This window comes from Dyella sp., from assembly GCF_051954575.1.
GTDB lineage: Bacteria > Pseudomonadota > Gammaproteobacteria > Xanthomonadales > Rhodanobacteraceae > Dyella_B.
In genome coordinates this window covers 106,633-127,988 of the sequence record NZ_JBQCHP010000065.1, presented here as the reverse complement: position 1 = coordinate 127,988, position 21,356 = coordinate 106,633, and the positions used below count along the sequence as shown (strand labels likewise).

At 62.4% G+C, this 21,356-nt stretch carries 20 protein-coding genes; 9 read left to right on the top strand and 11 right to left on the bottom strand.

The window, feature by feature from the left end:
• The 3 genes from ACTHNE_RS09020 to ACTHNE_RS09010 all read left to right on the top strand — a co-directional run.
• Positions 1–203 (top strand): hypothetical protein (locus tag ACTHNE_RS09020; RefSeq protein ID WP_440269078.1); only part of this gene is annotated, 203 nt, incomplete at its 5' end.
• 54 nt (positions 204–257) lie between these two features.
• Positions 258–653: a hypothetical protein gene (locus ACTHNE_RS09015; RefSeq protein WP_324944023.1), complete on the top strand. Its 396-nt coding sequence runs from the start codon at positions 258–260 to the stop codon at positions 651–653.
• 10 nt (positions 654–663) lie between these two features.
• Positions 664–1,032 carry a hypothetical protein gene (locus ACTHNE_RS09010; RefSeq protein ID WP_324944025.1) on the top strand — a complete coding sequence of 123 codons (369 nt, stop codon included), beginning with the start codon at positions 664–666 and terminating at the stop codon, positions 1,030–1,032.
• 48 nt (positions 1,033–1,080) lie between these two features.
• On the opposite strand, the gene murJ is transcribed toward ACTHNE_RS09010, so the two are convergent.
• From murJ to ACTHNE_RS08990, 4 genes are all read right to left on the bottom strand, one after another.
• Positions 1,081–2,661 carry a murein biosynthesis integral membrane protein MurJ gene (murJ, locus tag ACTHNE_RS09005; RefSeq protein ID WP_440269077.1) on the bottom strand — a complete coding sequence of 527 codons (1,581 nt, stop codon included), beginning with the start codon at positions 2,659–2,661 and terminating at the stop codon, positions 1,081–1,083.
• Positions 2,662–2,828: 167 nt separating this feature from the next.
• A complete protein-coding gene (locus ACTHNE_RS09000; protein WP_440269076.1) occupies positions 2,829–3,584 on the bottom strand; it encodes a Bax inhibitor-1/YccA family protein in 756 nt (251 codons plus the stop codon).
• A gap of 67 nt (positions 3,585–3,651) precedes the next feature.
• Positions 3,652–3,960 carry a hypothetical protein gene (locus ACTHNE_RS08995; protein WP_440269075.1) on the bottom strand — a complete coding sequence of 103 codons (309 nt, stop codon included), beginning with the start codon at positions 3,958–3,960 and terminating at the stop codon, positions 3,652–3,654.
• Positions 3,961–3,968: 8 nt separating this feature from the next.
• Positions 3,969–4,292: a YbjQ family protein gene (locus ACTHNE_RS08990; RefSeq protein WP_324944035.1), complete on the bottom strand. Its 324-nt coding sequence runs from the start codon at positions 4,290–4,292 to the stop codon at positions 3,969–3,971.
• Between the two features lie 155 nt (positions 4,293–4,447).
• On the opposite strand from ACTHNE_RS08990, the gene ACTHNE_RS08985 reads away from it, so the two are divergent.
• The 3 genes from ACTHNE_RS08985 (at position 4,448) to ACTHNE_RS08975 (ending at position 7,843) form a co-directional block, all read left to right on the top strand.
• On the top strand, positions 4,448–7,159 hold the full coding sequence (locus ACTHNE_RS08985; RefSeq protein ID WP_440269074.1) for a M16 family metallopeptidase: 2,712 nt from the start codon (positions 4,448–4,450) through the stop codon (positions 7,157–7,159).
• Between the two features lie 116 nt (positions 7,160–7,275).
• Complete coding sequence (locus ACTHNE_RS08980; RefSeq protein WP_440269073.1) at positions 7,276–7,575, top strand: type II toxin-antitoxin system RelB/DinJ family antitoxin; 300 nt, start codon at positions 7,276–7,278, stop codon at positions 7,573–7,575.
• Positions 7,562–7,843: a type II toxin-antitoxin system RelE/ParE family toxin gene (locus ACTHNE_RS08975; protein WP_440269072.1), complete on the top strand. Its 282-nt coding sequence runs from the start codon at positions 7,562–7,564 to the stop codon at positions 7,841–7,843. Before ACTHNE_RS08980 ends, ACTHNE_RS08975 begins: the two co-directional genes overlap by 14 nt.
• Before the next feature lie 3 nt (positions 7,844–7,846).
• Here the strand turns inward: ACTHNE_RS08975 and ACTHNE_RS08970 are convergent, their stop codons facing one another.
• A complete protein-coding gene (locus ACTHNE_RS08970) occupies positions 7,847–9,055 on the bottom strand; it encodes an MFS transporter (protein ID WP_440269071.1) in 1,209 nt (402 codons plus the stop codon).
• Positions 9,056–9,172: 117 nt separating this feature from the next.
• Between ACTHNE_RS08970 and ACTHNE_RS08965 the strand changes: the two genes are divergently transcribed.
• Both ACTHNE_RS08965 and ppk1 read left to right on the top strand, forming a co-directional pair.
• Complete coding sequence (locus ACTHNE_RS08965; protein WP_440269070.1) at positions 9,173–9,958, top strand: AraC family transcriptional regulator; 786 nt, start codon at positions 9,173–9,175, stop codon at positions 9,956–9,958.
• A gap of 144 nt (positions 9,959–10,102) precedes the next feature.
• Complete coding sequence (gene ppk1, locus ACTHNE_RS08960; RefSeq protein ID WP_440269083.1) at positions 10,103–12,229, top strand: polyphosphate kinase 1; 2,127 nt, start codon at positions 10,103–10,105, stop codon at positions 12,227–12,229.
• Positions 12,230–12,295: 66 nt separating this feature from the next.
• On the opposite strand, the gene ACTHNE_RS08955 is transcribed toward ppk1, so the two are convergent.
• Entirely contained in the window at positions 12,296–12,853 is a 558-nt protein-coding gene (locus tag ACTHNE_RS08955) for an NADPH-dependent FMN reductase (RefSeq protein ID WP_324939368.1), read from the bottom strand.
• A 319-nt stretch (positions 12,854–13,172) separates the two neighbouring features.
• Between ACTHNE_RS08955 and ACTHNE_RS08950 the strand changes: the two genes are divergently transcribed.
• Complete coding sequence (locus tag ACTHNE_RS08950) at positions 13,173–14,885, top strand: sensor domain-containing diguanylate cyclase (RefSeq protein WP_440269069.1); 1,713 nt, start codon at positions 13,173–13,175, stop codon at positions 14,883–14,885.
• A 191-nt stretch (positions 14,886–15,076) separates the two neighbouring features.
• On the opposite strand, the gene ACTHNE_RS08945 is transcribed toward ACTHNE_RS08950, so the two are convergent.
• The 5 genes from ACTHNE_RS08945 to ACTHNE_RS08925 form a co-directional block, all read right to left on the bottom strand.
• Entirely contained in the window at positions 15,077–17,350 is a 2,274-nt protein-coding gene (locus ACTHNE_RS08945) for a thiamine pyrophosphate-dependent enzyme (protein WP_440269068.1), read from the bottom strand.
• Positions 17,351–17,393: 43 nt separating this feature from the next.
• A complete protein-coding gene (locus ACTHNE_RS08940) occupies positions 17,394–17,861 on the bottom strand; it encodes a hypothetical protein (RefSeq protein ID WP_324939873.1) in 468 nt (155 codons plus the stop codon).
• Positions 17,858–18,400 (bottom strand): GNAT family N-acetyltransferase, encoded by a 543-nt coding sequence (locus tag ACTHNE_RS08935; RefSeq protein ID WP_440269067.1) that lies wholly within the window; start codon positions 18,398–18,400, stop codon positions 17,858–17,860. The genes ACTHNE_RS08940 and ACTHNE_RS08935 overlap by 4 nt, the downstream gene beginning before the upstream one ends.
• Before the next feature lie 189 nt (positions 18,401–18,589).
• A complete protein-coding gene (locus tag ACTHNE_RS08930) occupies positions 18,590–19,759 on the bottom strand; it encodes an acyl-CoA dehydrogenase family protein (RefSeq protein WP_440269066.1) in 1,170 nt (389 codons plus the stop codon).
• Positions 19,760–19,945: 186 nt separating this feature from the next.
• Positions 19,946–21,121, bottom strand: coding sequence for a hypothetical protein (locus ACTHNE_RS08925; protein WP_324940597.1), 1,176 nt, complete (start codon positions 21,119–21,121; stop codon positions 19,946–19,948).
• Positions 21,122–21,356: the final 235 nt, after the last annotated feature.

Sequence of the window (21,356 nt, the reverse complement as noted above, 5' to 3'; positions counted from 1 at the left end):
TTGTCTCTGTGATGTATCTCTATTCGTTTTTGGTTGTTTTGCTTTTCCATGGCATGCCGCGCACTTATCCTCTGGCGAGCTATCTGGGCGCGTCTGCGGTGGCGCTTGCCGCCGGCCTGTACTTTCTTCGAGGAGCTCCGCATCTATTGCGGTTTGCATATCCGGCGACAAAGCTCCCGAGCGATGTCAACGATGATGTCTAGCAGATCGTTCAGAACGAACGGTTTCATCCATGTAACAGCCTTGAATACCCTGAGATGAAATTTCGCACGCTGATAAAGATCATTGCGTTCCTCATAGGCATCCTTCTCGCCTCGGCTGGCGCTACGGGAGCCTATATTGCAGCCTCTAGCGGATTGAAAACCGGAATCGCTGGGAGCTATCTTGCGGCCAGCGGGTTCATATTGGTGGCAGCACCATTTCTCGCATTTCCATTTTCGACCAGGCTCGCCAAGTTCCTGCTGGTTATCGCCATGTTCGCTTTTGCGTGCGGCGTACTGTGGCTTGCCTTCCAGCCAAATCTGCCGAGCAGTCATCCGGCAGCGATCCAAGTAGCTGCCATTGCATTTGGCGTAATGCTGGTCGCCCGCGTTGGATTGGCGCTGCGGCGGCAGCCCCGGCGAAGATCATCTGTCCCGTCATCCAAGCGTTAAGGACACAGCAATGGCTACTGTTTTTTTGAAAATCACGTCTGTCCCTCCGGGTGAAGCGCCAGCCTGGGTGCGTGAACAATGGGTCGGCCTCTTGCTGCCATTGGCGCAACGTTCTTTGGCGCCCCATAAGTTCATTACCGCCGGGGTGCTTTCCGGTCCGCCAGGTCGTTTTCGCTCGCTCGTTGCCCTGCTGACCGGAAAGTACAGACGCGAATCGGGCTACTTGGTCGAGTGCACAGCCGCGATCGAAGCACTTTCCATGGTCAATCTGGATGCTGCCAATTGGTGGCGCACACACACGCCACACCTTATTCAAAAAGGAAAGCACTTCTTATTCCAGGAGGGCGTTGGACATGTACAGTGCACGAGCATGTCCTAGCCATTCACTTAAGCGCTCCGCATCAGGCGCAGCAACCGCTGCAATTGCTCAGCGAAGTCCCACCCGCCGCAGCAACTTGCCCACCACGTCCGTGCATGTGCGGATGCGCAGCATGAAGGTCACCGCAAAATAGATGACACCATAGGTGGCGAGCACGAACACGGCGGTGACGATGGGGCCGGCAGCGGGCAGATAATGTTCGACCACACCAGCCGCGCAAGCGGCAACACCCGCCGCCGTCCACAGCTTGGCCATCAAGGACAGCGGGATGCCGGTCGCGCCGAGTTTCTTGTTCATGCCCCGGCGCAGCAGATGAAATTCGATCCAGCCCGCCACGCCCGCGGAAGCAGTCAGGCCTACCGCGCCCCATTGCATGGAAATGCCCAGCGCCTTGGGCATGATCAAGGCGCTGGCCAGGCCGAGCACGGCGGTGAAGGCCAGGCGCACCAGCGCAAACCGCAACGGCGTGCGCGTGTCGCGCATTGCGTAATACGTGGAGGAATACAGACGTCCAAACGTGGAAGCCAGCAACCCTACCCCGGAACCGGCCAGGATCGCCCACACGTAATATGAGTCCTTGGCGGTAAACGCGCCGGATTGATACAGCGCCGCCACGATCACGTTGCCCAGCGCGAAGAATGCCATCGCCGATGGCACGATAAAAAAGGCGATGCGTTCCAGGCCGTTGTTCAAACGCGTGGAGAGTTTTGCAGCCACTTCTTCGTCTACATGGTCACCGGCCATGCGCGACAGCGTCGGCAATTCCGATGCGGAAATCGCCATGCCGAACAGGCTTACCGGCAGCAGGTTGATCGAGGAAGCCGTGGTCATGCCGGCGATCGCGCCACTGCCGAGCAAGGTAGCAATGGCCTGATCGACGAAAGCGCTGATCTGCACCACGCCGCGCCCGATCACCACATTCGTGAAACTGCCGCCCACCTGCTTCACATGCAGGCTTTTCGTGTCCAACCGCAGACGCAAGTTCGGTACCAGCTTCAGCACCGGACCGAGCTGCACCAGGAACTGCAGCAAGCATCCAAGCACCGTGCCCCATGCCAGGTACACGATCAGGCGATTCGCATCCAGATGGCGGAAAAGCAGCATCGTCGCGATCATGGAAACGTTCCAGATCACCGGCGCCGCATAGGAGAGAAAGAACTTGTGGTGGCCATTGAGGATTCCCAAACACCATGCCGACCACACCAGGATGCCGGTGCCTGGAAACAGAATGCGCACGATCAGAATGGTGAGCTCGCGCTTCTCGCCGGTGTAACCCGGTGCGATCAGCCATAGCAGATACGGCGTCGCCAGCACGCCAACGGCGACAATCACCGAAATGATCAGCGCGAGGATGGCGAAGATGGCGCCGGCCAGGCGATCGGCCTCTTCCTGTTTGTGCTGCGCCAGCAGGCGCGCATAGACCGGAATGAAGGAGGCCGACAGCACGCCTTCGCCGAACAGGTTCTGCAGGAAGTTAGGTACACGCAGCGCCGCGCTGAAGATGTCCGCGGCATCGGACAGGCCAAAGTAATGCGAGAACACCCGCTGCCGCACCAGTCCGAACAGGCGGCTGCAAAGAATGCCTGCGCCGACCAGCAAGGCATGTCCGCGGCCCGCCTCTTTCGTCATACCGATTTGCTCTGCTGCAAAAGCGGTAAGGGTAGCATTACGCTACCCTTGCGAGTCTCGTAAGTTGGGCTGAGGCGCAGCCGAACCCCAACGTGGAAATGCGCATGGCGCCGTTGGGATTCGGCTGGGGCCTCACCCCAACCTACGGGGCGTTTCCTGCAACTACTTTAGCGGCGCGCCTTGGACAGCAGGCGCAGCAATTCCATGTAGAGCCACACCAGCGTCACCATCAGCGCGAATGCGCCGTACCACTCCATATACTTCGGCGCGCCCTGGCTGGCGGCGCGGTCGATCATGTCGAAATCGAGCACGAGGTTGAGTGCGGCCAGGCCGACCACCAGCAGGCTGAAGCCGATGCCGATCGCGCCGGTTTCATGGATAAAGGGAATCTGGATCTGCGTGAATGTGCGCAGCCCGATGTCCACCAGGTATAGCAATGCGATGCCGCCGGTGGCGGCGACCACGCCCATGCGGAACTTGTCGGTGACCTTGATCCAGCCCGAGCGATAGGCCAGCAGCATCACTGCAAGCACGCCGACCGTCAGCATGATCGCCTGCAGCACGATGCCGGGGAAACGCAGGTTCATCACCGCGGAAATGCCGCCCAGCGCAAAGCCTTCGGCGATCGCATACAGGGGCGCGGTGATGCCTGCCCAGCGCTGCACGAAGGTGGTGACCAGCGCCAGCACCACGCCCACCAGCAAGCCGCCCCACATGAATGGGCTGACCGCGGCCAGCGCGGCGTTCAGACCACCGTCCGCGGCCACCTCGGCAAAACGCTGCCAGGTCCAGCCGCCGGTGATCACCGCCAACGCCAGCAACAGCGCCGTGCGCGTGACAGTACCATTCATTGTCATTCGCTCGCCCGCGATGGGCAGGCCTTCGAATGCCTTGTTGCGTAGAACCGGATTACCTGACGGCATGGCTACTCCTTTGGATTTACATCAATCGATGGAACGCGATCCTAGCCAACGATGGGCTAGCGTCCCGTTAAGAAGAGTGCCGCTGCTCATCCACCACCACATAATGCCGTTCGCCGCGCTGCGCATCGAAATACACGGCGGTGAGCTGGCCCGTGCCTGGGTCGATGAAGCGCTCGCCCGTATCCTCCCAGCGCGGGTCCGGGCCGCCGCGCAACAGCGGCTTGTAGCGCCAGCGTTCGATCGCCAGCCCCACCACCAACAGGAGGCCACCGAAGATCAACTGAGGCAGCAAGGCCACCATCACGCCAGTCAACACGGCAATGCCGGCGCCGACCAGCATCAGGCCGCCTAGCACATACAGCACCATCGGTAACATGTGCGCGCTCAGGTCGGCGGATCGAGCACCACGGCAGTGCCGTAGGCCACGATCTCGCTCATGGTCTGGCCGATTTCGGCCGAGTCGAAGCGCATCATCACCACCGCGTTCGCGCCCATCAGCTTGGCGTTGGCCACCAGGCGATCGAGCGCGTGGCGGCGGGCTTCTTCCAGCATCTGGGTGTATTCGTGAATTTCGCCGCCGACCAGCGAACGCAGTCCGGCCACGAAATTGCCGCCGATGCCGCGGCTGCGCACCACCACGCCGAACACCTGCCCCTTCACCTGGACCACCTGATGGCCCGGTACGTTCTCGGTCGTTACCACCAACATAGGCATGCTCCTGTGGGTCGTGGAACTGCGATGTGCGCACGATACCCTGTCTTCAGCCGCCGCGCGCGTGTCTCTTCCGGCACTTAGGTTGCGCAAGGCACTATGGCACCATCCAGCGGTCTACCTTCCGCACTCTTCAGCTAAGGAATTCGAACATGATGTCGAGACCGTTCAAGACATTGGCATGGAGCATTTTGCTGGGCATGGGCCTGGCCACTGCAGGCCTTCCCGCCCGCGCCGATGCGCCGGTCGCCGCCAAGGCTGTCGCCAACGACAGCAACGTGCTGCGCGCCACGCTCGACAACGGCATGCGCGTGGTGATCGTGCGCGAAACGCTGTCGCCGATGGTCACCACGCAGATCACCTATCTGGCCGGCGGCTACCAGACACCGGAAGGCTTTCCCGGCACCGCGCATGCGCTGGAACACATGATGTTCCGCGACAGCAAGGGGATGACCGGCGCGCAGCTCAACGAGATGACCGGCAAGATGGGCGCCGACAACAACGCCTTCACCACCAACGATGCCACGCAGTATTACTTCGTGGCGCCGTCCAATTACCTTGACCTGCTGCTGCATATCGAATCCACGCGCATGAACGGCGCGCTGCTTACCCAGCAGGATTGGGAGCGTGAGCGCGGCGCGATCGAGCAGGAAGTGTCGCGCGACATTTCCGAACCGGAGTTTCTTGCGTTCCAGAAGGCCGAGCGCATTCTCTATGCCGGCACCGGCTACGAAGACGATCCGCTGGGCACGCGCCCCTCGTTCGGCAAGACCACCGCGGCGGATCTGCAGAAGTTCTATCAGGAATGGTACACACCCAACAACGCCTTGCTGGTGATTGTTGGCGATGTCGATCCGCAGCAGACGCTGGCGAAAGTGAAGCAGCTGTTCGACAAGGTTCCCAAGCGCACGCTGCCCGAACACGTACCGGTGAAGCTGCAGCCGGTGAAGCCGGAAACCATCGCCTCCACCACGCCGCGCGGTACGGGCGCAGTGCAGTTCATGTATCGCATGCCGGGCATGATGGACAAGGACAACGCCGCCGCGCAGGTGCTGCTTGACGTGCTCACCAATGCGCGCAGCTCGCTCTCCGCGCTCGCCGTGCAAGGCAAGGTGCTCAGCACCAATGCACAATTGCAGCCCTTCAGCTACGGCGGCATCGGCGTGATCGAAGTGGGCTTTCCCAAGGGCGGCGACGCCAAGAAGGCACAGGCCGATCTGGAAGGCGTGATCGACGATCTCCTGAAGAACGGCGCACCCGCCGACCTGGTCGAAGCATCCAAGCGCTCCGAAATCGCGCAGGCCGAGTTCAACAAGAACAGCGCCGTGACGCTCGCCAGCGCCTGGTCGCAAGCGATCGCCTGGATGGGCCTCAATTCCCCGGAGGAAGCGGAAGAGCAGATCCGCAACGTCACCGTCGACGACGTCAATCGCGTGGCGCGCGCATATCTCAAACCGGACGAGCGCGTCACCGTCGTGCTTACGCCCGATGAAAACGGCAAGCGTCCGCCGGACAGCGGCGGCTTTGGCGGTTCCGAATCGTTCAACAGCAACGAACGCCTGGATGCGCCGCTGCCCGAATGGGCCGCGGAAAAACTGAGCAAGCTGGACATGCCGCGCTGGACGCTGGCACCGGTGGAAATGAAGCTCGACAACGGCATCCGCCTGATCGTCCAACCGGCCACCATCAGCAAGACGGTCACGGTGGTGGGCCATATCGACAACAATCCCAAGCTGCAGGAACCGGCCGGCAAGGATGGCGTGGCCCGCCTGCTCGGTTCGCTGTTCGACTATGGCAGCACCACGCTGGACCGGGACGCGTTCCATAAAGCGCTGGACGATATCTCCGCCACCGAAAACGGCGGCACTGATTTCGGCGTGGCCGCGCTCAGCAACCAGTTCGATCGCGCCATGCAGTTGCTGGCCGACAATGAGTTGCACCCCGCCCTGCCCAAGGAAGGCTTCGACGTGCAGCAGGAAACGCTGGCGCGCGCGCTGGCCGGCGAAATGCAATCGCCGCAATACAAAATGATGAAGGCGCTGCGTGCCGGCCTGCTGCCCGCCGGTGATCCCGACTTGCGCTTGCCCACGCCCGAGTCGATCAAGTCGCTGAGCCTTAAGGATGTAAAGGATTATCACGCCAAGACCTACCGTCCCGATCTCACCACCATCGTGGTGGTCGGCGACGTCACGCCCGAACAGGCCAAGGCCACCGTGCAGCGCTACTTCGGGCAGTGGAAGGCCGAAGGCGCCAAGCCGGACGTGGTCTCCAAGCCGGTGCCGGTGAACCCCAGCGGCTACGTGGTGATCGACAACCCCTACGCCTCGCAGGATCAGGTGCTGATGGGCCAGATGCTTGCGCTCAACATGCACAATCCGGATCGCTACGCACTGCAGTTGGGCAACAACGTGCTGGGCGGTAATGGCTTTGCTTCACGTCTGATGACCGACATCCGCGTCAAGCACGGTTACGCCTATGGCGCCGGTTCCGGCATGCATTTCGACCGCTCGCGCTCGATCTTCTTCGTGCAGTACGGCAGTGATCCTGACAAAGTCGCACCCGTCAATGCGCTGATCCGCCAGAACCTGGTCGACATGCAGACCACGCCGATCAAGCAGAGCGAACTGGACAACGCACGCCAGTACGAAATCCGCTCCATTCCGGTAGGTGTGTCGAGCATCAACAGCATCGCCCGTTCGCTGCTCGACTGGGCCTGGCACGGCGAGCCGCTCGATCAGCCGATGGTGGCCGCCAAGCACTACCTCACCTTGACGCCGGCGCAAGTGCAGGTGGCGTTCAAGAAATACCTGAAACCGGAGAATCTGATGCAGGTGGTGCAAGGGCCGCCGCCGGCGAAGCATTGAGGCTTGCAACGGCCCGCACCATGCGGGCCATTTATTTATGGGCTTATCGCGACGGGCACTTGCATGTATCTCTATTGAGATACAAACTACTGGCCAGATTCCAGGGAGATACGCCCATGGCCACGCATACCTCGATGCTGCACGTCCGCATTGATGACGACCTTAAGAATGCCGCTACAGAAAAACTCGCCAACTTCGGATTGACCATCTCCGATGCGGTACGCATTCTGCTCACGCGCGTGGTCAAGGAAGGCGCGCTGCCTGCGGGACTCACCGCCGATCCGGAAGCCTACGATGCGTGGTTCCGCGAAAAGGTAAAAGAGGCGCTTGCCGATACGCGACCGGCGCGCCCGCACAAGCAGGTCATGGATGAAGCCCAGGCACTCATCGACAGGAAGCGTCGTGCTCGAAGTTGAATGGAAAGAAGCCGCCATCGCCGATCTCATCGCTATTGTCGATTACATCTCCGACGAAAATCCGGAAGCTGCGCAACGGCTGCACGACGACATCGCGATCAAGGCGGCTAACTTGCCGTTACATCCAAAAATCTATCGGCAAGGACGCGTTGCCGGCACCAGGGAAATGGTGGTCCATGAAAACTACCTGGTGGTCTACACCGAAAGCGCCAAGGCCATATCCATTCTGCGCGTGCTGCATGCTGCGCAATCCTGGCCGCCCGGTTGACACTTAACGGCGCCGCTTCTCCAAATCCGGCAAAAACACCGCCAGCACGCCGATCAACGGCAAATACGCGCACAGCGAATACACATAGTCGATGCCACGCGCATCCGCTAAGTGTCCCAGCACCGCCGCGCCAATGCCGCCCATGCCGAAGGCAAAACCAAAGAACAGGCCGGAGATCATGCCCACGCGCCCGGGAATCAATTCCTGCGCGTAGACCAGGATCGCCGAGAACGCCGACGACAGGATCAGCCCGATCAACACCGATAGCACGCCGGTCCAGAACAGGTTCGCATGCGGCAAGGCCAGCGTGAAGGGCGCCACGCCCAGGATCGAAATCCAGATCACCCATTTGCGCCCTACCCGGTCGCCCACCGGACCGCCGATCAGCGAACCGGCTGCCACGGCGAACAGGAACACGAACAGATGCATCTGCGCCGCCTGCACCGACACGCCAAAAGTGTGGATCAGGTAGAAGGTGAAGTAGCTGCTGATGCTCGCCAGGTAGAAATACTTGGAGAAGATCAGCAGCCCAAGAATCAGCAAGCACGCAAACACCTTGCCGCGGCCGAGCGCTTCACCGGCCACATGGCGCACCGATTTGCTGCGGCTGACGTGATGCAATTGATACCAGCGCCCCACCTGCAGCAACACCACCATCGCCAGCAAGGCGGCGAGCGAAAACCACGCCACACTGCCGCGCCCGTGCGGCACGATGATCCACGCCGCCAGCAGCGGCCCCAATGACGATCCCGTATTGCCGCCCACCTGGAACAGCGATTGCGCCAGCCCGTGCTGCCCGCCCGATGCCAGGCGCGCCACGCGCGAGGATTCCGGATGGAACACGGACGAACCGGTACCGACCAGCGCGGCGGCCAGCAGCAGCACATGGAAATTCGGCGCGGTGGCCAACAGCAGCAAACCGCACAGCGTGAAACCCATGCCCACCGGCAAGGAATAAGGCATCGGCTTGCGATCGGTGATCAAGCCAATCAACGGCTGAAGCAAGGAAGCGGTGACCTGATAGGTGAGCGTAATCAGGCCTACCTGGGCGAAGTTGAGCTGGAAATCGTTTTTCAGCAACGGATAGATCGCAAGAATCAACGACTGGATCATGTCGTTGAGCAGATGCGAGAAGCTGATCGCGCCCAGGATGGGGTAGTCCGTACGCGGCGCGGTCGATGGCAAGGAAACCGATTCGGCAGAGTTCTGCATGGGTTTTGTGGGGGTGGGGACGGCGACATTGCCGGTTGCAGGGCGCCACCTTAAAGTAGCCCTCTTCGGCCCGCATACGCTATTGGGCCAACTTCTGTCGAAAATGGGCCACCAACGATGCGCAATACCCGAGTCATCGGCTACGAAGATACCCCGCGCGAGGTGGTCGCCACGGGCAACGATTACGCTGCCGGCCTTACCCTGCCCGGCCATTCGCACAAGCGCGGCCAATGCCTGTATGCCATCACGGGCGTTCTCACGGTCAACACCAGCGAAGGCTGTTGGGTGGTGCCGCCGGCACGCGCGCTGTGGATTCCTGGCGGCGTGACGCACGCGGTGCATATGGGGGGCTTTACCAGCACGCGCAGCGCCTATGTATTGCCGGAGGTGGCAAAAAAAGCAGGGTTGCCCGCGCGCTGCACGGTGATCAGCGTATCGCCCCTGCTGCATGCCTTGCTGTCCGAGGCGGTGGACGTGCCCGCCGAATACGCACTGGGCGGCCGCGACGACCATCTGATGCAACTGCTCGTGGCCGAGATCGCGCGCATGCCGGCGCTGCCCCTCAGCACGCCGCTGCCGCAGGAGCCTCGGCTGGCCACGCTGTGCAGTGCATTGCTCGCCTCGCCTTCACTGGACGTGAACATCGATACGATGGCGCGCAAGGCCGATATGAGCCGGCGCAGTTTCACCCGCCTGTTCCGCGAGCAGACCGGCATGAGTTTCAGCGACTGGCGCCAGCAGGCCTGCCTGCTCGCCGCACTCGCCCGGCTTGGTCGCGGACAGCCGGTGACGCGGGTCGCCATGGAACTGGGCTACGGCAGCACCAGCGCCTTCACTGCCGCCTTCAGGCGCACGCTAGGCGCCGCGCCCAGTCATTACATGGCCAACGAGAGTCGCTCATGACAAGGCGTTTCCCGGGTTGATGTCATAAGCATGTCAACGCACCACTCCACCATGTCAGTCTCCATGGCACACTCGGCCCTCGACGCCGCCATGGACCGTCACCGGAATGATGCATTGATGAGCAAACGCAACGACCCCGACGCCATGTCCGCCACTGCCGCCCTGCCCAATGTAGAAACCGCTCCCGTCGTCGACCTCAACGACAAGGGCCACTACATCCATCGCGAACTGTCGCAGTTGCAGTTCAACAACCGGGTGCTGGAGCAGGCGCTGGACGAGCGCACGCCGTTGCTGGAACGGCTGAAGTTCCTGCTGATCTTTTCCAGCAACATGGACGAGTTCTTCGAGATCCGCGTGGCTGGCCTCAAGAGCCAGCTCGCCTTCGGGCACGAAATCGTCGGGCCCGATGGCATTCCGCCCAAGCAGGCGCTTACGGAAATCAGCGATATCGCGCACCGCCAGATCGCGCGCCAGTACGCCATCCTCAACGAACGCCTGCTGCCGGAACTGGACCAGCACGGCATCCGCATCGTGCGCCGCGAAAACTGGTCGCCGGCGCAGAAGCGCTGGGTGCAGCGCTACTTCCGCCAGGAAGTGGCGCCCATGATGACGCCGATCGGCCTCGATCCCACGCATCCGTTTCCGTTGCTGGTCAACAAGAGCCTCAACTTCATCGTCGAGCTGGAAGGCGTGGACGCCTTCGGCCGCGATTCGGGGCTGGCGATCCTGCCGGCGCCGCGCGTGCTTCCGCGCATCATGCGCCTGCCCGACGACGTGTGCGAAGGCGGCGAGAACTATGTGCTGTTGTCGTCGATCATCCATGCGCATGCCGAGGAGTTGTTCCCCGGCATGGAAGTGCGCGGTTGCTACCAGTTCCGCCTTACACGCAACGCCGACCTCACCATCGACCCGGAAGAAATGGACGATCTCGCCCGCGCGTTGCGCGGCGAACTTTCCTCGCGCCGCTTCGGCGATGCGGTGCGGCTGGAAGTGGCGGACAACTGCCCGAAGAAGCTCACCGATTACCTGCTCAAGCAATTCGGCCTTACCGACGCAGAGCTGTACGAAGTGAACGGCCCGGTGAATCTCACGCGCCTGTTCGGCATCGTCACGCGCAGCCAGAGCCCGCAGCTGCAATACATGCCTTTCGTGCCCGCCATTCCCAAGGCGCTGAAGAAGGCCGAAGACCTGTTCCAGGTGATCAACAAGCAGGACGTGCTGCTGCTGCATCCGTTCGAATCGTTCTCGCCGGTGGTGGACCTGGTGCGCCAGGCGGCGAAGGATCCGGCCGTGCTCACCATCGAGCAGACGCTGTATCGCACCGGCGCCACCTCCGAGATCGTCGACGCCCTGGTGGAAGCCGCGCGCGCCGGCAAGGAAGTGATCGCGGTGGTTGAACTGCGCGCGCGCTTCGACGAGGAATCCAACTTAAGTCTCGCCCAGCGCCTGCAGCAGGCCGGCGCGGTGGTGATCTACGGCGTGGTGGACGTGAAGACGCACGCCAAGATGATGCTGATCCAGCGCCGCGAAGGCCAGAAACTGCAGCGCTATGCACATCTGGGCACCGGCAACTATCACAGCGGCAACGCGCGCCTGTATACCGACTACAGCCTGCTCACCTCCGATACGGCGCTGTGCGAGGATGTGCACAGGCTTTTCAGCCAGCTCACCGGCATGGGCAAGCTCTTGAAGATGAAGAAGCTGCTGCATGCGCCGTTTACGCTGAAGAAATCGCTGCTCGAGTTGATCGCCCGCGAAACCGCGCACGCCGAGGCCGGCAAGCCGGCGCACATGATCATCAAGATCAACGCGCTCACCGATGCGAAAATGATCCGCGCGCTGTACAAGGCCAGCATTGCCGGCGTGAAGGTGGATCTGCTGGTGCGCGGCATGTGCTGCCTACGCCCGGGCATTCCCGGCGTCTCGCACAACATCCGCGTGCGCTCGATCGTCGGGCGTTTTCTGGAACACAGCCGCGTGTACTGGTTCGCCAACGACGGCGACGAGCGCATGTACCTGGCCAGCGCCGACCTGATGGAACGCAACCTGGATCGCCGTGTCGAAACCGGTTTCCCGATCGAGGACAAGAAGCTGCGCCAGCGCATCCGCAAGGAGCTGGATCTTTACCTCACCGACAACACCACCGCGTGGGAATTGCATACCGACGGCAGCTATGCGCGCATGGCTCCAGCCGATGGGCAAGCGCCGCATGACGTGCAGCGGCAGTTGCTGGAGAAGTATTGCGGCGCTGGTGCGCCAGCGACGTCTTAATGTAGGTTGGGGTGCAAACCCCAACGCCGCGGATGCGTGGAGAACCGTTGGGGTTTGCACCCCAACCTACGCATGCACGTGGCGATTCACCCATTCGACGTAACGATCGACGAAGCCCTGCAAGAACTTCCTGGTGCTGTCGACGCCGATATGGCCTTCATCGTCGATCAGCCCGTCGCTGAATTTCAAGAACACTTCCGGCTGCCCCATCAGCGGCACGTCCAGGTACGCGCAGATATTGCGCAGGTGCTGCTGCGCCAGCGCGGTGCCGGTCGCGCCCACTGATATGCCGATCACCGCGCCCGGCTTGTTGGCGAACGCGCTGCTGCCGTACGGGCGCGAGGCGATGTCGATGGCGTTTTTCAGCACGCCGGGTACCGAGCGGTTGTATTCGGGGGTGACGAACAACAGCGCATCGGCCGCCTTGATCTGCGCTTTCAGCTGCTGGCAGACCGGCGGGTAGTCGCTGTCGAAATCCTGGTTGTAGAGCGGCAGGTTGTCGATGCGTATGTGCTCGAACGACAGCTCCGGCGGGGCCAGCTTTTCCACCGCCTTGGCCAGTTTGCGGTTGAAGGAATCCTTGCGCAGGCTGCCGACCAGTACCGCCACCTTGATTGCCGTCATGTCTTTCTCCCGGAATGCTTGCCTAATGCACGCGCAACATGCCCGAACGGCAAGCAATCGAGTGTGAAAAGCGTCGCCCGGGCGCTGGCACGCGTCCTGCTTGAGTAGCGGGAATGACCGCCCTGGTACGCGACAACGGTCCAGCAGGGCAGTAAGTTCGCAAGGGAATCATCCGCGCTCGAATCAAGGGAGCAGCAGGCCATCGAAGAGCCTGCCGATCGCGGCAATAGCGAAAACCAAAAAGAAACGGAAGCGCAGGATCACTTCATGGATCGGGGGTAATGAGGTGGCGGGGGAGGCAGTACGCAAAGCTTGCCTGTTGCAAAGGTGGCCGTGGGCCGTCTTGCTGGTGTTTTGCCTGCTGCTGTCCCTGGCGCACGCCACCGCCTACGCGCCGCTGCCGCCGGGCGGGGCCTGGCGCGAGGTGGCGCGGGGGGACACGCCTGCGTCAGCTATGGACGCATTTCGGCACGGCATGTTCAAGCCGTTCAATCCCTTGCTGCTCGAACGGTTTCCGCGCAACGCCCTGGGCAGTTGGGTGGTGCTGCAGCCGAATGCGGCCGGCAGCGAGGATGAAGAACGCATCCTGACCATCTACCCCGCGCCGCTGGGCTCGGTCACCATGTATGACGACCAGGGCCATGCTCACACGCTGGCGATGGACAACGTCGATGGCGCCCTCCATGGCCACGGGCGGCTGGCGTTTCAACTCCCTGACGACGAAACGCTGCAGCCGATCTTGCTGAGATTCGAACCCAGCGGCACCCTGGCCGCGCCCGAACGTTTCGCGCTGCAGAACCTCGACGATTATTTGCGCGAGGACGCCACCTGGCTGGCGTTCGCCTCGGCGTGCTTCGCCATCATGATGGCGATGGCGGTGATGGCGCTGTGCTTCGCCATCATGCTGCGTGACGTCACCTTCGCCTGGTACACCGGCTACATGCTTTGCTACGTGATCGTGCAAGGCGTGCAGACGGGCTTCCTGTTCCATCCGCTCGGCTTCAGCTGGCTGGCCGGCTCCGAAGTGCTGGTAGGTGTGTCGGCGGTGGCGCTGTCGGTGTCGTTCGCGGCGCTCTTCATCAGCCGATTCTGCGACGTGCAGCGTTATGCGCCAGCGTTGCGCGTGCCAGTGGTGGCGCTGGGTTTCGCCATGCCGTTGATCGTGCTGATGCGCTGCAGCGGCATCAACGAGCTGGTGGTAATGGCGCAAACGCTGGTCAATCCGGTGTTGATTCTCGGCGCCCTGCTTATGTTGCTCACCGCGCTCGTCACCGGCGCGCGCGGCTCGCGCCAGGCATGGTTCTTTCTTACCGGATGGACGCCATTGCTACTGCTGACCGCGCTGACCAGCGCGCAGGACACCGGCGCCTTGCCGAATCTGGACTGGCTCAACGACGCCAGCATCGCGATGGGCGCGTTCGAGGCGATCGTGCTATCGCTGGGCCTGGCCGATCGCGCGCTTACCATGCGCCACGATCGCGACCATGTTCGCGTACTGGCCGACCGCGATCCGCTCACCAACATCCTCAACCGGCGCGCATGGACAGAAGCGGCCACGCGCCTGCTCACCGATGCGGCCGGTTCGGATCGCTCGATCGCCCTGCTGTTTCTGGACCTGGACTACTTCAAGACCTTGAACGACCTGCGCGGCCATGCGGCCGGCGACCGCGCGCTGGTGACCGTGGCGCAGGTGCTAGGCAGCGAACTGCGCCCCACCGATCTGCTTGGCCGTTACGGCGGCGAGGAATTCGTCGCCATGCTGCACGACGTCACCCAGGACCAGGCCATGCAGGTGGCCACGCGCCTATGCCGGCGCGTGCATCGCCTGGAAATCCCGGTGGATCACGAGGATTTCCGCTTGAGCGTAAGCATCGGCCTGGCGATGCGCAGCATGGGCGATACGTTGGAATCGATGATCGAACGCGCGGACCAGGCGATGTATTTCGTGAAGCTCAACGGGCGCAATCATGTGCATGCGTATGAGCGGCGGGCGGAGATTTATGCCAATCGCAATCCGCCGGGGAGAGCGTAGCGTCGCTTTGATTTTTATAAAGGCGCAACGACTCTCGACAAGACAAATCACACCTCACCGTCATTCCGGCGAAGGCCGGTACGCGGGGAGAACACATGGATGTGTTCGGCTTTGAGGAGCGAGGAATCCATGCTCCGTACTGGCGATAGATTCCGGCCTTCGCCGGAATGACGTTGAGGTGATATGAATGATTACGCGCGTTTATCGGCAAGCTTCCTCGCTGCCGCCACCACATCTGCATCCCCCGGCAACACCAAAAACGCCGCACCTGCCAGCGGTGTAAAAGTATCCGCGCCCGCCACGCGTTCCAGCGGCGTGCTGCCAAAACCGGCTTCCACGATGGCGGTGATCACGCCCTCGCCCACGCCCGCGCTCTTGCGGCCTTCATCCAGCACCAGGATGTGCTTGGCGCCCTTGGCCTGCTCGGCGATGAAGCCATCGTTGAGCGGTGCCAGCCAGCGCAAGTCGACCACGCGCACCTTCCAGCCCAGTTCCTTTTCGATGGTGCGCGCCGAACGCAGAGCCATCGGCACGCCGTTGCCGAAGGTGAAGATCACCAGGTCATTGGCTTCGGCGTTATACACGCGGCCTTCGCCCAGTGGCATCGCTTCGCCGAGTGCGGGATAAGCGAACTGCCACTGGCTGTCGCCGGGTTCGTAGAGATCCTTGGTCATGTAGAGCGCGATCGGCTCCAAGTATGCGCACACGCGGCCATCCACTTTCGCCAGCGCCATCAGCGTGCGCAGCATGGTGGCGGCATCGTCGCCGCGGCTGGGGCAGCCGACGACCAGGCCGGGGATATCGCGCAATGCGGCGATCGAGTTGTCGTTGTGGAAATGCCCGCCGAAACCGCGCTGATAGCCGAGCGAGGCCACGCGCATCACCAGCGGATTGCGGAACTGGCCGTTGGAGAAGAACTGCAGCGACGCCGCTTCACCGCGGATCTGGTCGCAGGCGTTGTGGAAATACGCCAGGTACTGGATCTCCGGAATCGGCAGCATGCCCATGTTGGCGTAGCCCTGCGCAAGTCCGAGGATGATCGTTTCATCCAGCAGCGTGTTGAACACGCGGTTGCCCTTGAAGGCCTTGTGCAGGCCCTTGGTGACGGTATACACGCCGCCCTTCTGCGCCACGTCCTCGCCGAACAGCAGCGATTGAGGATACTTCGCCATCAGGTCGTGCAGGGCCTGGTTGATCTGGATGGCCAGATGGCGCGGCGGCAGTTTTTCCGGCAGCTTGTCTTCGCTGCCGAATACCGCGATGCGCCGGTCCTGGTAATCGCAGCGCTCGGCTTCCGCTTTTACTTGGTTTGGCGTGTAAGGCGCGAGCGGCGCCATCACTTCTTCCAGGCTTTGCAGGCGCGGACGGCGATCGGCTTCCTCAGCCGCGGCGAAGCAGCGCTCGCGGAAAGTTTCGTACAAGGCCAGCAGTTCGCCCTTCGAATACAGGCCTGATGCCAGCGCGATCGCCGCCGAACGCAGCAAGGGATCGGAGGCTTCCACTTCCACCAGTTCCTCGATGCTGCGCCATTCGATTTCGAAATCGGTGCCGGCATGACCCATCACGCGCGTGGTCTTCAAATGCAGGAACGTCGGCCGGCGTGTTTCGCGGCAATGCGCTACCGCGCGCTGCACCTGCTCGTAACCGCTGGCCAGATCCAGGCCGTCGGCAAAGAAATAATCCAAATCGCGACGATGCTGAAAATTGTTCGCCACCCAGCCACTGGGTGTTTTCACCGAGATGCCGATGCCGTTGTCTTCGCACACGAACAGTACGGGCGCCGGCAGTTTCTGATACGCCGTCCACGCGGCGGCATTGAATGCGGTTTGCGCGGTGGCATGATTGCTCGAAGCATCGCCGAACGAACAGATGGCGATGGAATCGTTGGGAATCGGCAACGCGTGCCCGATACGGCGCGCCTGCTCGATGGCGACGGCCGTGCCCAGGGCCTTGGGCAAATGCGAGGCGATGGTCGAGGTTTGCGGCAACACCCACAACGGCTTGCTGCCCCACACTTTATGGCGTCCACCTGAAGCGGGATCTTCCTTGCTGGCGGCGAACGACAGCGCCGAATCCATGATTGGATCCATGTCCGGCAGCTTGCGGAAGCGCTCGGCCATGAAGCCGCCAGAGCGATAATGCAGGAACGCCGGATCGGTGTAGCGCGTCAGGCGCGCCACCATTGCGTTGCCTTCGTGGCCGGAACTGCCGATGGTGTAGAACACTTTGTTCTGCACGCGCAGCACGCGCGCCATTAAATCGAGATGGCGGGAAATCAGTTGCGATTCCAGCAGTTCGCGAAATCCGCGCGCGTCCAGCGCGCTGCCTGGCAGCACCGATTCATGCTCGCCCGGCCTGGCATGCACGTCGCCTTGCCACAGCCGCACGAACTCGGTGAAGTTTTGGTCGACGATCTCGGCGCGATTGAAGCCCTTGTGGCGGGCGGCGATGGGACTGGAAGACATGGCGAGGTTCTCTACGATGATCGGTTTGGTGCGCCGTGCGTTTTCACAAGGCGCGCAGAAGATCGGCGCGCGCAAGATCCTTGGGGCGGCCGAAGCTTTCGAGGATGCGAATCTGCTCGTCGCGGGCGGGAATGGGCACCTCGATACCCGCGACATTCACGTGGACGACATCCTGCACGCGCACGGCCTGCCAGCCGCGCCCATCGTGCAGTTCAAGCCCGCCCATGACTTCGAGCGGCATGCCGGGAAACTGGAAACGCGCAAAGCACGAACGGAAGCGATCGGCACCGGCGGGGACATAATCAACATCCAGGCGCGACGGCCACAGCGAGATCAAACGTTGCGCGTCCGCGACGCTGGTCAACAGATCCAGATCGGCCGCCTGCACGTCGACGCCGGCCAGTGCAGCAGAGGCGCTACCGATTACCACCCACTCATCGCGGCAATGCGCGTGCAACTGCGGCACGCTGGCCGCGATCACTTCGCACAAGGCCGCGCTCAGCTGCTTCATGCGCGTCGAGCCCATTCTTCCCGCGTCTGGCCCCAGATTTCCACGGTGATGTCCTGATAAGGCTCCGGCAGGCCGGAGTGGCGCAGGAAGCGGGAACCCAGGCGCCTGGCCAGCGCCAGCGACGGCGCGTTGTCCGCGTTGATGGAATGGATCACTTCCGCCCAGCCCAGATGCTCGAACGCCCAGTCGATGGCCGCGACGGCGCCCTCGTAGGCATAGCCCTTGCCCCAGGCCTCGCGCACCAGGCCCCAGCCGACTTCGGTGCCCGGCCAGCCTTCCGGCTGCCAGGGCCCAAGCCGGCCGATCCAGCGGCCGGTGGCTTTCTCGATCACCGAAAACATCGAATAGCCCTGGATCATCCAGGCGCCGGCCAAGGTGAGAAAGCCGCGCCAGGCGACCGGGCGCGCCTGCATGCCGCCGATGAAATGGGCGGCTTCGGCGTCGGCCATGTTGCGTGCGTAGGCGTCGAAATCCTCGTGGATCGGCGGGCGCAGGATCAGGCGTTCGGTTTCGATGATGCGGATATCGTGGATCGACATGGTTGGCTCCCAGCACTTATCAACTGAGGTTGCGCGCCGCGCTCGCCCCCTCTCCCCTCCGGAAAGAGGATTGAGATGAGGGGTCGAGGCTTGCCGTAACCGCTACATTGATCTCGCTCCGATGGAGCTCTATCGCGAGAATGCCCCGTAACCCCAACCCTCTCCCCGCAGGGGGAGAGGGCGCCAAGATCAGAACGCGTTGATGCCAGTCAACTCGCGTCCCACCACCAATTGATGCACCGTCTCGGTCCCTTCATAGGTGATCACCGATTCCAGGTTCAACGCATGGCGGATCGCCGAATGCTCCACGGTGATGCCGGCGCCGCCGAGCATGTCGCGGCAATCGCGCGCGATGTCCAGCGCCATGCGCACGTTATTCCACTTCGCCAGTGACACCTGGGTGGGCTCCATCTTGCCGGCATCCTTCAGGCGGCCGAGCTGCAGCGAAATCAGTTGCGCCGAGGTGATGCGGCGGGCCATGTCGGCCAGCTTCAGCTGGATCGCCTGGTTGGCGGCCAGCGGGCGGCCGAACAGCACGCGCTCTTGCGTGTAATCCAGCACTTCTTTCAGGCAGGCCTGCGCGGCGCCGATCGGGCCCCAGGTAATGCCGTAGCGCGCCTGCGTCAGGCAGCCGAGCGGGCCTTTCAAGCCCTTCACGTTCGGCAGGCGCTGCGCATCCGGCACGCGTACGTTGTCGAGGAACAGCGCGGAGGTCACGGACGCGCGCAGGCTCATCTTCTTGTGCACTTCCTGCGCGGTAAAGCCCTTGCTGTCGGTGGGCACGATGAAGCCCTGGATGCCATCGTCGGTCTGCGCCCACACAATTGCAATGTGCGCGAGATTGCCGTTGGTGATCCACATCTTGGCGCCATTGATGACCCAGTCGCCGCCGTCTTTCCTGGCGTTGGTCTTCATGTTGGCCGGATCGGAGCCGCCATGCGGTTCGGTGAGGCCGAAGCAGCCGATGATTTCGCCCGCCGCCATCTTGGGCAGGTGCTGCATCTTCTGCTCTTCATTGCCGTAGGCGTAGATCGGATACATGCACAGCGAGCTCTGCACCGAGGCGAAGCTGCGCAGGCCCGAATCGCCGCGCTCCAGCTCCTGGCAGATCAGCCCATAGCTCACGCCGTTCATGCCGGCGCAGCCGTATTTTTCCGGAATGGTGGCGCCGAGCAGGCCAAGGTTGGCGATTTCCGGAACCAGCTCGGCGGGGAAACGCCCCTGGTCGAAGCAGTCGCCGATGATGGGCAGTACCTTTTCGTCGACGAACCGCCCGACGGTGTCCTGCACCATGCGCTCCTCGTCGGTGAGCAGGGAACGAACGTCGTACAGATCGAGCGGATTCAAGCGGGCTGCCATAGGAGTTCCGTGAACGGTCGGGGAAGCCCTACATTGTAGCCGTGGCGCCTGAGGGCGGTCATGACGGGGTGCAGCAGGGCTGCCAGGCTGGCGCAAAGGGCGCCCGTAGGTTGAGGTGTAAACCCCAACAGTGTCAGCGCAGCGCCCACGTGTTCGATTGCATGGGCAAGCACGCCCTGCCGAGGGTCAGAAGTAGTAGCCGATGTTCATGTAGAGCTGCCCTTTCCAGCGGTTGATGCCGCCTGCACCCGGGCTTTGCGCGTAATTGCTGCCACCGATGTAAGGGTCGTTGCGCCCTTCCAGCCATTCGACGTACACCGAGAGGAACTTCAGCGAGAACGATGCGCCGGTGATCCAGCGCTGCGTATCGCGAAACTGCGGATTGGATTTCTGGTAGCGGCTGTAGTTGGAATACAGCGTGATGTCCTTCGCCCAGCCGCCGAGATGGTTGCCCGGGATGGCGTAGCTGGCGTTGACGGAATACAGATTGCCGCGCGTGGCCAGGTTGAACGTGCCATCGAAGCCGCCGAGCGTCACCAGCTGGCTGCTGTCCGGATTCTTCGGCGTCATCAACTGCCGCGCGTATTGCAGCTTCACACCCCACGGTCCGTTGTTGCCGGCGTAGTGCGCGCCGTAGACCAGGCGACGCCCGTCTCGCTGCGTATCCAGGTTGCGCAAGGTGGACGCGAACAGGGAAACGCCCGCCTCGCCCTTCCACTGGCCGGCCTGCACGTCATGGGCAAGACGTCCGGCGAACAGGTTGCGTTCCACGTTGCGCGTACCGCCTTCCACCGAAGGATCGGCCGGCGTCAGCACGATCGAGTAGGTGCTGCCACGGCTGGTGCCCTGCCCCGACCATGCCGGTCGTGCGTAATAGCCGGCCTGCACATTCCAGCCATCGAGCGCCTGCACATACTTCACGCCGATCTCGCTGAAGTCTTCCACGCCCACGACGTTGCCCAGACTTTCGTAGAAAGTGTCGCCGAACAGCGGCTGCAGCCCGAACGGCACCTGGTTCAAGCCCACTTCGAGATGACGCCTGGCATCGAGGCGATAGCCTATCCAGGCCTGGTCGGCAAAATTGATATCGCCGAAACGGCGCGTGTACTGGAAGGGATAGTCCTTGCCGTAGAAGCGGTAGCCGGCCGCGCCGAGCCAGCTGTCGGAGGTGTACTTGGCGTTGAGCATCACGGTGTCGATGCCCAATTCGCGGATGCCACGGCTGCCATCGTGATCGACGCGCGCGCGTATCGCGCCGCCGAGGTTCCAGTAGTCGGACACCTCCACCGCAAGCGCGGGAGCAACGGCGCCAGCCAGCGCGACAAACAGGGCAGTGGCGATGCGGGTTCGTCCATGAAACATGGCGGTCGTTTCCTTACGTGGAGGACGGCGAGGCGCCAGCCTGCGTGCAATCTCTGCTGGGCCTATGCCACGGTTGGAGTGGATTCATCCTCGGCGACCCGACTGTCGAAGGATGCCCGCCTTTGCCCGCGATCCATGTAGGACGCGAGCCTGGATCAACCACCAAAATTCCTTAGGAATTGTCATTCACGCCCGGTATCCTGCTGCATCAGCGCGGCAAACCCCGATCCTGATC